The sequence below is a fragment of the Roseateles sp. P2_H4 genome, assembly GCF_056403315.1.
In genome coordinates this window covers 129,148-142,679 of record NZ_JBFUFR010000010.1, presented here as the reverse complement: position 1 = coordinate 142,679, position 13,532 = coordinate 129,148, and the positions used below count along the sequence as shown (strand labels likewise).

The window sequence follows — 13,532 nt, the reverse complement described above, 5'->3', positions numbered from 1 at the left end:
CCACGCGGTGGCGCTGGGCTAGTCGGCGGGCTGGCTGGCCTGCAAAAGCATTTCGAAACGGCAGCCGCGGCCGGGCTGGCTGTGCACTTCCAGGCGGCCGCCCATGGCCTGCACGAGGTCGCGCGTCAGCGTCAGGCCCAGGCCCGTGCCGGGGATGCCGCCGCCGGCGCGGCCGAGGCGGTTGTAGGGCTCGAAGAGGTGGGCGAGCTGGTCCTCGCTGAGGCCGCAGCCATGGTCCTGCACGGCCAGTGCGACCTCGGCGCCGCGGGCTTCGATCTCGACTTCGATGCACAGGCCGTCGCCGGCGTACTTGATGGCGTTGGACAGCAGGTTGTCCAGGCATTGACGCAAGCGCCGGGCGTCGGCACGGACAGGGACCGGGGCCGCTGGTGCCGGCGCGTTCAGCAGCATGCCGACGGCGGCGGCCTGGGCCGCGGCGGGCTCGCAGGCCTGCCCGGCCAGCGCATGCAGCTCGACGTCCTTGAGCTCGACATGGAACTGGCCGGACTCCATGCGCGCCACATCGGTGACGTCGGCGAGCAGCCCCGAGAGGCGGCCGACGGCGTCGAGGATATGGGCGAGCTTGTCGGCCTGGCCGGCGCTCAGGCGTTCGGCCTGCATCAGCTGGGCGAAGCCCTTGATGACGTTGACGGGGTTGCCGATCTCGTGGGCGATATAGGACAGCATGGACGCGGTCGCACGGCGCGCGGCGGCGGTCTCGGTCTGGCGGCGCACCAGGGCCTGTTCGCGATCGCGCTCGCGGGTGTCGCGCAGCACGTGCACGGTCAGGGCGTCGGCACCTTCGCCTTCGGTCGAGGTGCTGACCTCGACCGGCACGCGTTGGCCACTGGCACGCTGCACGCAGTGGCGGCCAAGGGCGTCGACGATGAGCAGTTCGTCCAGGTGCAGCCGGTTGAGAGGCTCCGCCTGCAGGTTGAGCAGCGCGCTGGCAGCCGCATTGGCCATGACGACGCGGCCCTCGGTGTCGACGACGAGGATGGCGTCCTTGCAGGCCTCGACGACGGCAGCGACGCGGCCATCGCTGATCTGGCGGTGGCGATGGTCGGCCTGGTCGAGATAGCGCTCGACGGAACGCTTGCGGTCGACGAGGCGGCGCACGCGGGCGCACAGCACCGGCGCGCTGAAGGGCTTGCGCACGAAGTCGTCGCCGCCCAGGGCCAGCGCGCGGGCCTCGTGGCCGATGGTGTGCGAGTTGGTCAGGAACATGATGGGCACCTGGCCCAGCGCGGGGTCGGCGCGCAGCCGCTTGCACAGCCGGAAGCCGTCGCTGTCGGGCAGGTCGATGTCCAGCAGGATGAGGTCGGGCTTGAGCTCGCCGACGAGGCTCAGGGCCTGGGCGCCGTTCAGCGCGAAATGGCATTCGCCGACCTCGGCCAGCAGGCTGCGCACGAGCTGGATGCTGGTGGCGTCGTCGTCGACGATGAGGATGCGCGTGCGGCTCGGGGCGGTGGCCTCGGTCGTGGCCGGCCGCTCGGCGGCGGCGCGCAGCTGGGTGCGCAGTCGCGCCAGCACCTGCACGTCGTCGAAGGGCTTGCGCAGGAAGTCGTCGGCGCCCAGGTTGAGGGCGCGGGCCTCGGTGCCGGCGTCGGCATGCGAGGTCGCGAAGATGATGGGCAGGTCGGCCAGGCCCGGCGTGGCGCGCAGGCGGCGGCAGACCTCGAAGCCGCCCAGATCGGGCAGATCGACGTCGAGCAGCACAAGGTCGGGGCGGTGCTGCTCGGCCAGGCGCAGCGCGTCTTCGCCATTGGTGGCGAAGCTGATCTGGGCGAAGCCCTTGAGCAACTGGCCCAGGTACTCGATGACGGCCACGTCGTCATCGACGACGAGCAGGTGGATGAGGCAGGCGCGCTCGGCCGGCGTGCGGGCCGTTGCCGCGGCCGGGCGCCAGATCACGCGGGGCTTGGGCAACGCGGGTGCGAACCTGGGGTTCGTCGTGGTGGCGTTCATCATGTTCTCTCCCTGAGAAACCAGATAGATCGGCAGCGAATCAGCGGCCGCCGTGCTGGGCCAGCGCGTCGGCCAGGCGGCCGGCCAGCTCGAGGATGTCCAGCGGCTTGGTCCAGTAGTCGTCGAAGCCGGCCTGCATGGCCCGCTCGATCTGCCCCGGCGTTGCGTCGGCGGACAGCGCGATGCACAGCGTGCCGGCCAGGGCGGCGTCGGCGCGCAGCTCCCGGACGACGTCCAGGCCCGACAGGCCCGGCAGGTTGATGTCGGTCAGCACGACCTCGGGCTTGCGCGTCCTGGCCAGGGCCAGGCCGGCGCGGCCGTCACCGGCGTGCAGCACGCGCCAGTCGGGTCGGTCGCGCAGGGCTTCCTGGACCAGCAGCGTGTTGAGCGGCTCGTCTTCGATGTAGAGCAGCGTGTACGCGTCGTCGGCGCCAGGCCCGGCGCTGGAGCCTGAAGGCCGGCCGGGTTGGTCGCGGTCGACATCGAGCAAGCCGTCGACGAGTTGGTGCAGGCGCTTGGCGGAGTCCAGTACCCATTCGATGCGCTCCTGTTGATGCGGCGTCAGCGGGTCGTCATGGTTGAGCAGCAGCAGCTGGCTGAAACCGATGACGGCGTTCAGTGGCGTGCGCAGCTCATGGCTGGCGCGCGACAGGAAGGCGCTCTTGGCGGCGCTGGCCTGTTCGGCGGCCAGCTTGTCGCGGCGCAGGTTTTCGATCTCGATGTGCTCGTCGACATCGGCGATGAAGCCATGCCAGAGCACGCTGCCGTCGGCCTGCGTCGAAGGGCTGGCGCGGCCGGAGCGCCAGGCCGGCTTGTCGCTGCCGGGCAGGCAGACGCGGAACAGGCGCTGCCAGGGCTGCAGGCTGGCCTCGGCCTCGCGCATGCCGGCCAGCAGGCCGGGCAGGTCTTCGGCGTGGACGCGCTCGGCGAAGACGCGCAGGCCCTCGGGCTGCAGCGGCGAGACAGCGCCGAAGATGTGCTCGGCCTGGCCGCCGACGAAGCTGAGTTCGCCGGGGCTGCCCGCGGTGCTGCGGTACTGGAACAGCATGCCGGGCGTCTCGGTGCCGAGGCGGCCGAGCAGCTCGGCCTGGGCCTGCAGATGGGTGCGGCTGGCGAGCAGGTCGACATGCTCGCGGCGGTGGGCGAACCAGGCGCTGACGGCGTTGGCGATGTCGGCCAGCAGCGTGGCTTGCACGGCATCGAGGCGGCGCGGCACCGTGTCCCCGACGCACAGGGCGCCCAGCGTCAGGTTGCCCAGGCGGATGGGCAGGCCGGCATAGGCGCGCAGGCGGGTTTCGCCGACGACCCAGGGGCTGTCGGCGAAGCGCGGGTCGGCCGCGGCGTCAGCCACCTCGAACAGGCTCTCGCCGCGGATGGTGTGGGTGCAGAAAGACTGGTCGCGTTCACCGTCCAGGATTTCGGTGCCGTAGCGGGCCTTGAACCACATGCGGCGCTCGCCGACGAGGCTGATCAGCGCGATGGGATAACCCAGCAGATGGGCGGCGCAGCGCACCAGGCCATCGAGCACCGCGTCGGGCTCTGGCTCACGCGGCGGCTCGCTCAGGCCCAGTTCGGCCAGGCATTGCAGGCGCAGGGCTTCGTCCAGAGGCAGTTCGGCAGCATTCATGGTGGGCAATCTAGGTGCCCACCCTCTGCGGCGATGCGGGGAGTTCTTGACGTCGGTTGTCAGGGCGCCTAGGTCGGCGCGGTTCAGGCGTCGTTGCTGACCAAGCCGTGACGTATTGCCAACTTGACGAGAGCCGTCACGTCGGGCGCGCCGAGCTTGGCCATCAGCCGGCTGCGGTAGCTGTCCACCGTCTTGGGCGACAGGTGCAGGGCGGTGGCGATCTCGGTGCTGGAATGGCCGTCGACGACCATGGTGACGACCTGGCGCTCGCGCACCGACAGGCTGGCGAAGGGGTCGTCGCCTGCGCCTTCAGCCAGCGCCCGCGCGGCCAGTTCGGCCACGCCCTGGCCGAGGTGGCGGCGGCCGGCGCGCAGGGCTTCGATGGCCTGCAGCAGTTCTTCCGACGGCGAGCCCTTCAGCACATAGCCGCAGGCGCCGAGCTTGAGCGCCATGCCGACATGACGGGGCTGGGCCGACATCGTCAGCACCAGCGGCCGCACGGTCAGGTGGCGGCGCTGCAGCTCGGCCAGCAGCTCCATGCCGGAGCGCGGGCCGATGGACAGGTCGACGAGGACGATGTCGGGCGTCAGCTGCTGCAGTTCGGCCAGGGCAGCGGTGATGTCGCCGCTGTCGCCGACGACGTCATGGCCGGCCTCGGTCAGCAGCGCGCGCAGGCCTTGGCGGACCATGGCGTGGTCGTCGACGAGGTAGACGCGAGCAGCTTGTGTCATGTCAGTTGGTGTTAGCGGGCCGAGCGCCGGGCCGCTCCCTAGCCGGCCCGCCTGGGGCGATGTGCTTGCCGGTCAATCCGGCAAGCATCGCCGTCCCCTCGGGGGCTGAGGCCGGACACACGGCGCCCAGTGGGCGCCGTGTGCCTGCCGAAGGGCTGCGGCTCATGCCGCAGCGCGGTCTGCAAGACCGGTCAAGTATTTCTTGGACGAGGGGCTTCATTCCTCCGGGGCCTGCCAACGCAGGGTCAGCTGGGTGCCGCCGCCTTCGCGCGGACCGAGTTCCAGCGTCGCGCCGATGGCGCGGGCGCGTTCGCGCATGCCGATCAGGCCGAGATGGCCGGGACGGCGCTCGAAGCCCGCCTCCAGGCCGCTGCCGTCGTCGACGACACCGAGTTCGATCTCGTCCTCGCAGCCGTAGAAGTGGATCCTGACCTCGGTGGGCCGGGCGTGGCGCAGCGCGTTTTCCAGGCCTTCGCGGGCAATCATGAAGAGAGCGTACTCGACCTGCACCGGCCAGCGCTGGGTCAGCAGCTCCTCTTCGGCGTCCAGCACCAGGCGCACGCCGGGGTGCAGGGCGCGGCGCTGGGCGATCTCGTTGTCCAGCGCCGCGGCCAGGCCTTCGTCCTCCAGCAGCGGTGGGCGCAGGTCGACGAGCACCTGCCGCACATCGCGCAGCGCCTGGTCGACCAGGCCGCGGGCCTGCTGGCGGGCCTCGGCGGCACCCAGGTCCAGCATCAGGCGCAGTGCCGTCAGCGTCTGGCCGAGTTGATCGTGCAGGGCCTGGGCCAGGCGCTGGGTGGTGCGCCTCTCCTGGTCCATCAACTGCTCGGCCAGCGCCGACAGCGCCGCCTCGGCGTCGATCTGCACCGAGATGTCGACGACGACGCACAGCAGCAGCGCGCGGCCGGCCAGTTCGAGCGGCTCGGCCACCAGCTTGGCATGCAGGCGGCAGCCCGAGTGCGGGCGCAGCTCGCGGTCGTCGATCTCGGTGCGCCCGTCCACGCCCGGCAGCGGCGCCAGGCCGAGCGCGTTGGCGTGCTGGCCGACGACAGACAGCGTCGGCCAGCCGAGCAGGCGGCCGAGCTCATCGTTGGACTCGACGACGGTCTCGCTGGCGACGTCGAACAGCGCGATGCCGATGGGCACGGTGTGGAAGAGGGCGCGGAACTTGGACTGGCTGTCGGTCAGCGCCTGCTCGGTGAATTTGGCGATGGTGATGTCGGACAGCGTGGCCAGCACGCGGGCCGGCTGGCCGCGGGCGTCGCGCTCCGTCCAGCCGCGGCAGCGCAGCCAGCGTGCTGGACGTGCACCAGGCCCGGCCAGGCGCAGGTCGATGTCCAGCGGCGCGCCATGCTGCAGATGCGATTGCAGGGCTGCGCGCCATTGGCCCTGGTCGTCAGCGTGCAATTGCTCGGCGAAGCGGCCCGGGCGATCCAGCAGCGCCAGGGCACGCGGCGACAAATACTCGCTGTCGGCGGCGATATCCCATTCCCACAGCCCGTCGGCCGCGCCCTGCATGGCGCGGGCATAGCGGGCCTGCTCGGCATCGACGTTGCCGAGGTCGCGGGCGACATAGAGCCAGCCGGCAGCATCGGGCAAGGGCGCGATGCTGGCCTCGAAGCGCGCCAGGCGACCGCTCTGGGTGCGCAGCGCATAGCGCAGGCGTTGCGGGGTCGACGTGCAGGCCGCGGCGACGCGCTGCGCCAGGGCGGGCGGGCCGACGCTTTGCAGTGGGCGTCCGTGCAGCGTCGCCCAGGGCGCGTGCAGGTCAGCGTGGTCGGGGTGATTGCAGGCCGCGAAGCGGAGATCGGGGCCGATCAGGAAGCACAGATCGGGCAGGGCTGCCGCGATGGCCGGCGCGGCCTTTGTCCAGGGCGCGCGGTCCGGCATTTCAGCGGCTTGACGTACGGTGTTTGCGGTGCTGATTTCGCGGGCCGAGCGCCGGGCCGCTCCCTAGCCGGCCCGCACTGGCGACGTGCTTGCCGGTCGATCCGGCAAGCATCGCCGTCCCCTCGGGGGCTGAGGCCGGACACAGTGCGCCCAGTGGGTGCGCTGTGCTTGCCGAAGCGCTGCGGCCACTGGCCGCGGCGCGGTCCAGGCCAAGGTATTCCTTGGACGAGGGGCTCATCAAAGAGTACCGTAGCTGTGCAGGCCCGATAGGAACATGTTCACGCCGAGGAAGGCAAAGGTCGTCACCAGCAGGCCGACCAACGCCCACCAGGCCGAGGCCATGCCGCGCAGGCCCTTCATCAGCCGCATGTGCAGCCAGGCGGCGTAGTTGAGCCAGACGATCAGCGCCCAGGTCTCCTTGGGGTCCCAGCTCCAGTAGCCGCCCCAGGCCTCGGCGGCCCAGAAGGCGCCGAGGATGGTGGCGATGGTGAAGAAGGCAAAGCCGAGCGCGATGGCCTTGTACATCAGGTCGTCGAGCTGGGGCAGGTCGGGCAGGCGGGCCGTGATGCGGCTGCGCAGCGCGACGGCCAGTGCGAGGAAGGCCGCGACGCCGGTGATCTTGTAGGCCCAGCCGTTCAGGCCGGCGACGGTGGCGGCGTCGACCGTGGCGCCGAAGCGTACGGCCAGGATCAGGGCGACGATGCCGAGCGGCATCGCGATGAGGCCGATGACGAGGGCCCGCGTCGTGGCCGTCTTCAACAGAAAGGCCAGGGCCACCATGGCGGCCAGCGCAAAGCTGCCATAGCCGACGAAGTTGGCCGGCACGTGGATCTTCATCCACCAGCTCTGCAGGGCCGGCACCAGGGGCTGGATCTCCTGCGCCTCGCGGGCCAGCGTGTACCAGAGCAGGAAGCTGACCGCGCCGCTGACGACCAGCATCACATAGGCGCCCAGCGAGCGCGTCGCGAAACGGGCCTCGTAGTAGAGGTAGAAGGTCGTCGTCAGCCAGCAGAACAGCACGAAGACTTCGTAGAGGTTGCTGACGGGGATGTGGCCGATGTCGGGGCCGATCTGGTGGCTCTCGTACCAGCGCACCAGGGTGCCGACCAGGGCCATGAAGACGCCGCCCCAGGCGAGCTTGGAGCCGACCACCTCGGCCATGCTGTTGCGCCCGGCGCCGGTGAAGAAGCCGCCCCAGTAGAACAGCAGGCTCATGTAGAACAGCAGGCTCATCCACAGGATGGCGCTCTGGCTGGACAGCATGTACTTCAGCCAGAAGACCTTCTCGCCAGCGGCGAGGTCGGCGCCAAAGGCGTCGGTGTGCTGGGCATAGAGGCCGATGGCGACGAGGGTGGCCGCCCCGACGGCGACGCTCAGCCAGCGCAGCGGTTTCCAGAACCAGCCCAGCGCGACCAGGGCCGGCATGGCGCACAGCAGGATGCCCTGCTCATAGCCATCCATGCTGGCGTGATAGCGGCTGAAGGCATAGCCGCCGCCGAGCAGCACGAGGGCGGCGAAGAGCCAGTCGAGGGTGTCGCGGCGCTGCAGCGCGTGGCGGCGCGGCAGGTCGAAGGTGGTCGTGTTCATGCGTGATCCTTGAGCACTGCAGCCTTGAGCTGAGCGAAGAGCGTAGCGTTATCGGGCGATTCACGCGTGCTCGACATGGCCATGCGCACCTGCGAGCCGCCGATGTCGGCGCTGGGCGCGATCCAGACCCACAGCCGCCTCTCCTTGATGTAGAGCATGGAGAAGACGCCGACGATGAGCAAGAGCGCCCCCAGATAGACCAGTTTCTGGCCAGGGGCACGGGCCACCTGGAAGACGCTGGCCTGCACCTGGTCGAAGTTTTCCAGCTGCAGCAGCATGGGGGCGGGGTAGTAGAGGCTGTCGGACAGCGACAGCACGGCCTGGGTCATGAAGGCCTGGGATGCGGCGTCGGTGGCGGCCGGCTTCAGGCTGGCGCGCTCGCGGGCGATCTGGTGCAGTTCGAACAGGCTGCCGTTGAGGATGCGCAGCAGCACCTCGGAGACGCGCTGGCGGTCGGACTCGGGCACGTCGCGTTCGATGAACTGCGACAGGGCCGGCAGGCCGCCCTTGACTTCGTCGCCCGGCTTGGCGGCGGCGCCCGAGAAGAGTGTCAGCGCGCGCTGGGCCGTCAACTTCAGCTGCGGGGTCAGCTGGGGCTGGTTGGGGGGCGTGGCGGCGGCCGCGTAACGCTGGGCGGCGGCGTCGCGCAGGGCCGGCGTGGCCAGGGCCTGGCGCAACTGCAGCCAGCCGTCCAGCGCGCCGTTTTCGTCGGCCGGCATGCGCAGGTAGCGGAAAGCCTCGGCGGGCGTGTCACGCACCCCGGCGAGGAAGACCTTGTGGCTGTCCAGTTCGACGGGCAGCATGTAGTTGTTGTACTCGCGGGCCTGGCCGGCGGCGTCGCGCAGCTTGTAGCTGAAGCTCGGGCCGACGTTGTGCAGGGTCTTGGCCGTGTCGCCCTTGGCGCCGCTGCCGAGGTGCTTGCCCAGGGAGTCGGCGAGGTCGACCTTGCGCACATCGGCGCCGCTGGCATTGGTCGAGTCGCCAGCCAGGTTCTCGACGTTGATGACGCGCAGGCCGTCCAGCTCCAGCGTCTGGTCGCCGAAGGCCAGCTTGGTGCCGACGCGGCCTTCGATCTTCACGGGCGTGCTGCCGCCGGCGAGGGGGAAGCCCTTGAGCTGCAGCTTGCTGCCGCCGTCCTCGAAGCTGCTCTGGTAGATGGCCAGGCCCTTGTGGATGACGGGCTCGTTGACCTTGACCGTGGCCTCACGCAGCGTCGCTCCGTCATGGATGACGATGTCGCTGGCAAAGCTCTTGGGCATGCCGGTGGGGTAGTAGTCGACGCTGAACTTCTTCAGCTCGATGTCGAAGGGCAGGTCCTGCAGCACGACGCCGCTGGGCAGGCTCAGCACGGCTAGCCCCGAGCGCTGCTTCTCGGCGACCGACACATTGCCGCGGAAGCTCGGGTTGCCGGTGGACAGGCGGTGTTCCGGCCGGATGTCGGAGACGAAACCCGAGCCGGTGTAGAGCTGCTTGCCCTGGGCCCACATCGCCAGCTTGACCATGGCGTTGCCGTCCAGCACGCCACCGATGAGGATGAGCACGATGGCGGAATGGGCGCAGAGGTAGCCGATCTTGTTGGCCGCGCCGCGGCGGGCCGCGATCATGGTGCCGTGCTCGCGCTGCTGCACGCGCGCCTTCCAGCCGAGTTCGGTCAAGGCCCTGCCGATCTCGGCCACCGCCATGGGCGGGTTGCTGTGCAGCTCTCCGATGGCCTTGTGGTGGTGGGCCTGCAGGGATTGCTCGCGCACGCCCTCCTTGTAGCTCTTCAGGTCGACCAGGATCTTGGGCGCATTGCGCGCGATGCACAGGCTGGTCGACAGGACCAGGAAGGTCAGGATGACGAGGAACCAGGGCGCGCTGTAGACGGTGTACAGGCCCAGCTTGCCGAACACCTCGGCCCAGAAGGGACCGAACTGGTTGACGTAATTGCCCATGGGCTCGCTCTGGCGCAGCACGGTGCCGATGACCGAGGCGATGCAGATCACGCTGAGCAGCGTGATGGCGAAGCGCATGGACGACAGCAGGTCCAGCAGTTCACGGGCGACCGATTGGCGGGGGACGGCGGCTTGGGACATCAGGCGCTAGGGGCAGGGGCAAGAAAAAAGGCCGGTGGGGATCACCGGCCTTCGTTCCTCGAGGCTTGCGTGAGGTTCAGCGCAGGCCGGCGATGTAGTCGGACACAGCCTTGATTTCCTTGTCGTTCATCTTGGCGGCGATGGCGACCATCATCGGGCCATTGGCGCGGCCGCCGGCGCGGAAGGCCGTCATTTGCGCTTCGACATAGTCGCCATGCTGGCCGCCCAGGCGCGGGTACTGGGCCGGCAGGCCGGAGCCGGACGGGCCGTGGCAGCCCGCGCAGGCCGGCACATTGCGCTCGGCGATGCCGCCGCGGTAGATCTTCTCGCCCAGGGCGACGCTGTCCTTGTTCTTGGCAAAGCCCGGCTTGGCGGTCTTGGCGGCGTAGAAGGCGGAGACGTTGCGGATGTCTTCTTCCGACAGCGGGGCGGCCATGCCGCTCATGACGGCGTTCTTGCGCTTGCCGCTCTTGAACTCGGTCAGCTGCTTGGCCAGGTATTCGGCGTGCTGGCCCTGCAGGATGGGGTTGGCCGGGCTGCCGCGCGAGCCGTCTGCCGTGTGGCAGGCGGCGCAGACCTGGGAGGAGATGGCGCCGCCCTTGCCGAGATCGGGCTTGGCCGCAGCGGCAGCGGGCTCGTTCGCGTGAGCCGTGGCGGCCAGCATCAGACTCGACAGGAGGAGAGCGACAGTCTTCATGGATTTATTCGGTTTCGTTGGGCGCAACTTCCGAATTTTACAATGCTGAACCACAGCGCCCGAGCTAGACATGACCGACAAGATCCCTGAGGCCGTCACGGCCGAGCCTCTCACCGAGAAGCTCGCCCTGGCCTGGACGCATACCGCGCGCTTCCTGACCACCGCCAGCCAGCTSRTGCAYCTGCCTGCCACCGAGCTGCCCGAGGTCGCCTTCGTCGGCCGCTCCAACGCCGGCAAGTCCACCGCCATCAACACGCTGGCCCAGCAGAAACGGCTGGCTTTCGCGTCCAAGACGCCGGGCCGAACCCAGCACATCAACCTGTTCGAGCTGGGTCCCAAGGACGCGGCTGACGCCCTGTTCGCCGACCTGCCCGGCTATGGCTATGCCGCCGTCAACAAGTCCGCCAAGCTGCGCTGGCAGAAGGTGATGGCCGACTACCTCGAGGTGCGCCGCAGCCTGTCGGGCGTCGTGCTGATGGTGGATTCGCGCCTGGGGCTGACCGACCTGGACAAGCAATTGCTGCAGTTCGTCGCCGCCCGCGTCGCGACCGGCGAGATCAAGCTGCTGGTGCTGCTGACCAAGTCCGACAAGCTCAATCGCAAGGAAGCCGATGCGGCCCTGCGCTCGACGACGGAATTCCTCGCCGCGATGACGACCGATAACTCGGACGTGGCGGTGACGCTGTTCTCGGCGCTGAAGAAGAGCGGCGTCGGCGACGTCGCCATGGCGTTGCGCGAGTGGGTGCTGGCGCACCAGAGCCCGGGTGAGGTGCCTGACGAGGTGCTCGCCGCAGCGCCGCCCGCCGAGCCGGAAGACTGAGCTTCAGCCTCCGTCGAGGTCGCTCATCAGCGTATCGACGGCACGCTGGACGACGTTGTCGTCTTCCAGGGCCGTGATGAGGCCGTTGGACAGCAGGGCCTCCAGCGCGCGGCGGGTCAGCGGCAGCCGCACTTCCGAGTCGCGACCGACGAAGAGCAGGAACTGCCGGCCTTCGCTGATCCAGGCGATCTGCGCGGTATGCCAGTCGCCCTGGATGAAGAGATGGAACCAGCGGCCGATCTGCAGGCCGTCGATCCAGCGCTGCAGGGCCGCGCGGGCGTCGGGCGAATCGTGCTCGTTGTAGAGCTGCACCGGCACGGTGGGCAGCTCGCCGCGGTCGACGTCGGCGCTCAGCCAGTGCGAAGGCACCTGGGAGTCGCGCTCTTCCATCAGGCGCTTGACGATTTCGTCGGCCGAGGCCGGGGCGCTGCTCGCCGCACTGGAAGCCGGCGGCGGTGCCACGGGGCGGCGATCGGCCGGGTCCAGGGCCGGCAGGCCGCGCAGCAGGCGCGCATGCTGGCCCATCAGCTCGGACAGGGCCGGCTCGCGCTTGGCGTCGGAGAGCTGGATGCTGTCGCAGCCGGTGACGAGGCGCTCGATGAGGACCGGCAGGCGCATGCGCAGGGCCTCGCGGTCGGCGAGGTCGCGCGGCGTGGTGAGGCTGTCCAGCACGGCGTCGACCATCTCCACCGCGGCATGGGCTTCGTGCGAATCGCGGCCCCAGCGCACCATGGCCGTGACGATGACGTCGACCCAGTGCGTCTGCAGGAAGCGGTGCATGCGCGGGCCGAGCGGCGCACCGGTGATCTGGTGGTCGATCTGCTCGCGGATCAGCTCGCGCCAGTCGCTGCGCAGTTGCTCGCGCTCCAGCGCGGCCAGTGCGACGGCATTGAGTTCGCTGCTCTGGCGGGCCTGATGGTCGATATGGGCGTCCACTCGCGCCAGCACCTGCTGGAAGAGCAGGGCCGTCGGCGTGGGGGCATCGACGAGGAGCTGGGCCTCGGCCTCCATGAAGCGCAGGAAGCCGACGAAGCGCGGATCGTCGGCACGGTCGAAGGCCATGCCATGGGCGGCGACGCGATTCAGCAGCGCCCAGGTCGGGTGGTCTTGGCGGCGCAGCAGCATGCTGTCGCTGCGCGCCAGGCGCACGACCGCGATCTGCAACCGCGCCAGCAGGGCCTTCAGCGGCGGCAGCAGGCGTGGGTCGGCCAGGATCTGGTCATAGAGCCGGCTCAGCATGTCCGGCCCGGTCGAGCGCACGAAGGGGGCGGGGGCCAGCGGGTCGCGCTGCGTGACCGGGTTGTGGGGGCTGTGCGACGCCAGACCCTGGGGCCGGGAATTGACCGCATCGACGCGGCGCGACAGGCCGTCCAGCGTGCCGTGCGCGGTCGGCCGCGTGCTGACGCCGCGGGCCGCTGCCAGGCGCTGGTGGGCCAGCGGGTCGGTCTGGGCGTGGCCGTGGGAGGCCACCATGTCGCTGATGTTGGCGGCGTGCAACGTCGCGCAGGCCTGCACATAAAGGCGGTTCAGGGCCCGGGCCAGCGGCGTCGCGGCCACGCGCATCAATTCGTACTGGGCCTGGGCGCCGAGGGGGCTGGAGGCCAGCGCATGGTGCAGCGCATGGGCGAAGAGGGCGGGGCGCAGCGGGTTGTCGCGCTCGCGGGCGCGGGCGATGCCGCGCAGCGCGGCAAAGAAGTTGCCGATCTGGTGCAGTTCAGCCCGGCTCATCTCCTCGGCCGCATGGGCGACGTGGGCGATGGCCACGTCCTGCAGCGCCTGGTGCTCATCGACGAGGCTGAGGCTTTCCAGGCCGCCGAACTGGGCGGGGTTGCGGTGCAGGGGATCGTCGCCGCGGCGGCCGGCCTGCAGCAGTTCGATGAGCTTGCCTTCGAAATCGGTGGCGAAATGCGCGCGCACCTTGCGCCAGGCCTCGCGCAGCGGATAGTGCTGGGGCTGGGCGTCGAGTTCGTCCTGCATGCTGTTGAGCAGGTCGCGGGCCAGCGGGCCGGCTTCGGTCAGCGCGTGGTCAAGCAGGTCGTGAGGATGCGGGCTGAAGGGCATGGACGCTATCGGGGGGCGTGATGAGATTATCCGGCGCCAGGCTGGTGCCTCCCGAGGTGTTGCCCCCTCTTACTGA

At 69.9% G+C, this 13,532-nt stretch carries 9 protein-coding genes; 1 reads left to right on the top strand and 8 read right to left on the bottom strand.

Annotation, left to right across the window (positions count from 1 at the left end; genetic code table 11):
• Nucleotides 1–18: 18 nt before the first annotated feature.
• From AC1DW3_RS10230 to AC1DW3_RS10200, 7 genes are all read right to left on the bottom strand, one after another.
• Nucleotides 19–1,968: an ATP-binding response regulator gene (locus AC1DW3_RS10230; RefSeq protein WP_477931057.1), complete on the bottom strand. Its 1,950-nt coding sequence runs from the start codon at nt 1,966–1,968 to the stop codon at nt 19–21.
• Between the two features lie 40 nt (nt 1,969–2,008).
• Nucleotides 2,009–3,595: a hybrid sensor histidine kinase/response regulator gene (locus AC1DW3_RS10225; RefSeq protein WP_477931056.1), complete on the bottom strand. Its 1,587-nt coding sequence runs from the start codon at nt 3,593–3,595 to the stop codon at nt 2,009–2,011.
• Nucleotides 3,596–3,678: 83 nt separating this feature from the next.
• Nucleotides 3,679–4,326 (bottom strand): response regulator, encoded by a 648-nt coding sequence (locus AC1DW3_RS10220; protein WP_477931054.1) that lies wholly within the window; start codon nt 4,324–4,326, stop codon nt 3,679–3,681.
• Between the two features lie 216 nt (nt 4,327–4,542).
• The gene (locus AC1DW3_RS10215) at nt 4,543–6,216 is read right to left on the bottom strand and encodes a PAS domain-containing sensor histidine kinase (RefSeq protein ID WP_477931052.1); all 1,674 of its coding nucleotides are present in this window, start codon (nt 6,214–6,216) and stop codon (nt 4,543–4,545) included.
• 237 nt (nt 6,217–6,453) lie between these two features.
• Entirely contained in the window at nt 6,454–7,803 is a 1,350-nt protein-coding gene (ccsB, locus tag AC1DW3_RS10210) for a c-type cytochrome biogenesis protein CcsB (RefSeq protein WP_477931050.1), read from the bottom strand.
• A complete protein-coding gene (locus tag AC1DW3_RS10205) occupies nt 7,800–9,878 on the bottom strand; it encodes a cytochrome c biogenesis protein ResB (RefSeq protein ID WP_477931048.1) in 2,079 nt (692 codons plus the stop codon). The genes ccsB and AC1DW3_RS10205 overlap by 4 nt, the downstream gene beginning before the upstream one ends.
• Before the next feature lie 76 nt (nt 9,879–9,954).
• Nucleotides 9,955–10,575 carry a c-type cytochrome gene (locus AC1DW3_RS10200; RefSeq protein WP_477931046.1) on the bottom strand — a complete coding sequence of 207 codons (621 nt, stop codon included), beginning with the start codon at nt 10,573–10,575 and terminating at the stop codon, nt 9,955–9,957.
• 70 nt (nt 10,576–10,645) lie between these two features.
• Between AC1DW3_RS10200 and yihA the strand changes: the two genes are divergently transcribed.
• Nucleotides 10,646–11,395, top strand: a complete 750-nt coding sequence (gene yihA, locus AC1DW3_RS10195) for a ribosome biogenesis GTP-binding protein YihA/YsxC (RefSeq protein WP_477931044.1) — start codon at nt 10,646–10,648, stop codon at nt 11,393–11,395.
• Nucleotides 11,396–11,398: 3 nt separating this feature from the next.
• Here the strand turns inward: yihA and AC1DW3_RS10190 are convergent, their stop codons facing one another.
• On the bottom strand, nt 11,399–13,456 hold the full coding sequence (locus AC1DW3_RS10190; RefSeq protein ID WP_477931042.1) for a DUF1631 family protein: 2,058 nt from the start codon (nt 13,454–13,456) through the stop codon (nt 11,399–11,401).
• Nucleotides 13,457–13,532 lie beyond the last annotated feature (76 nt).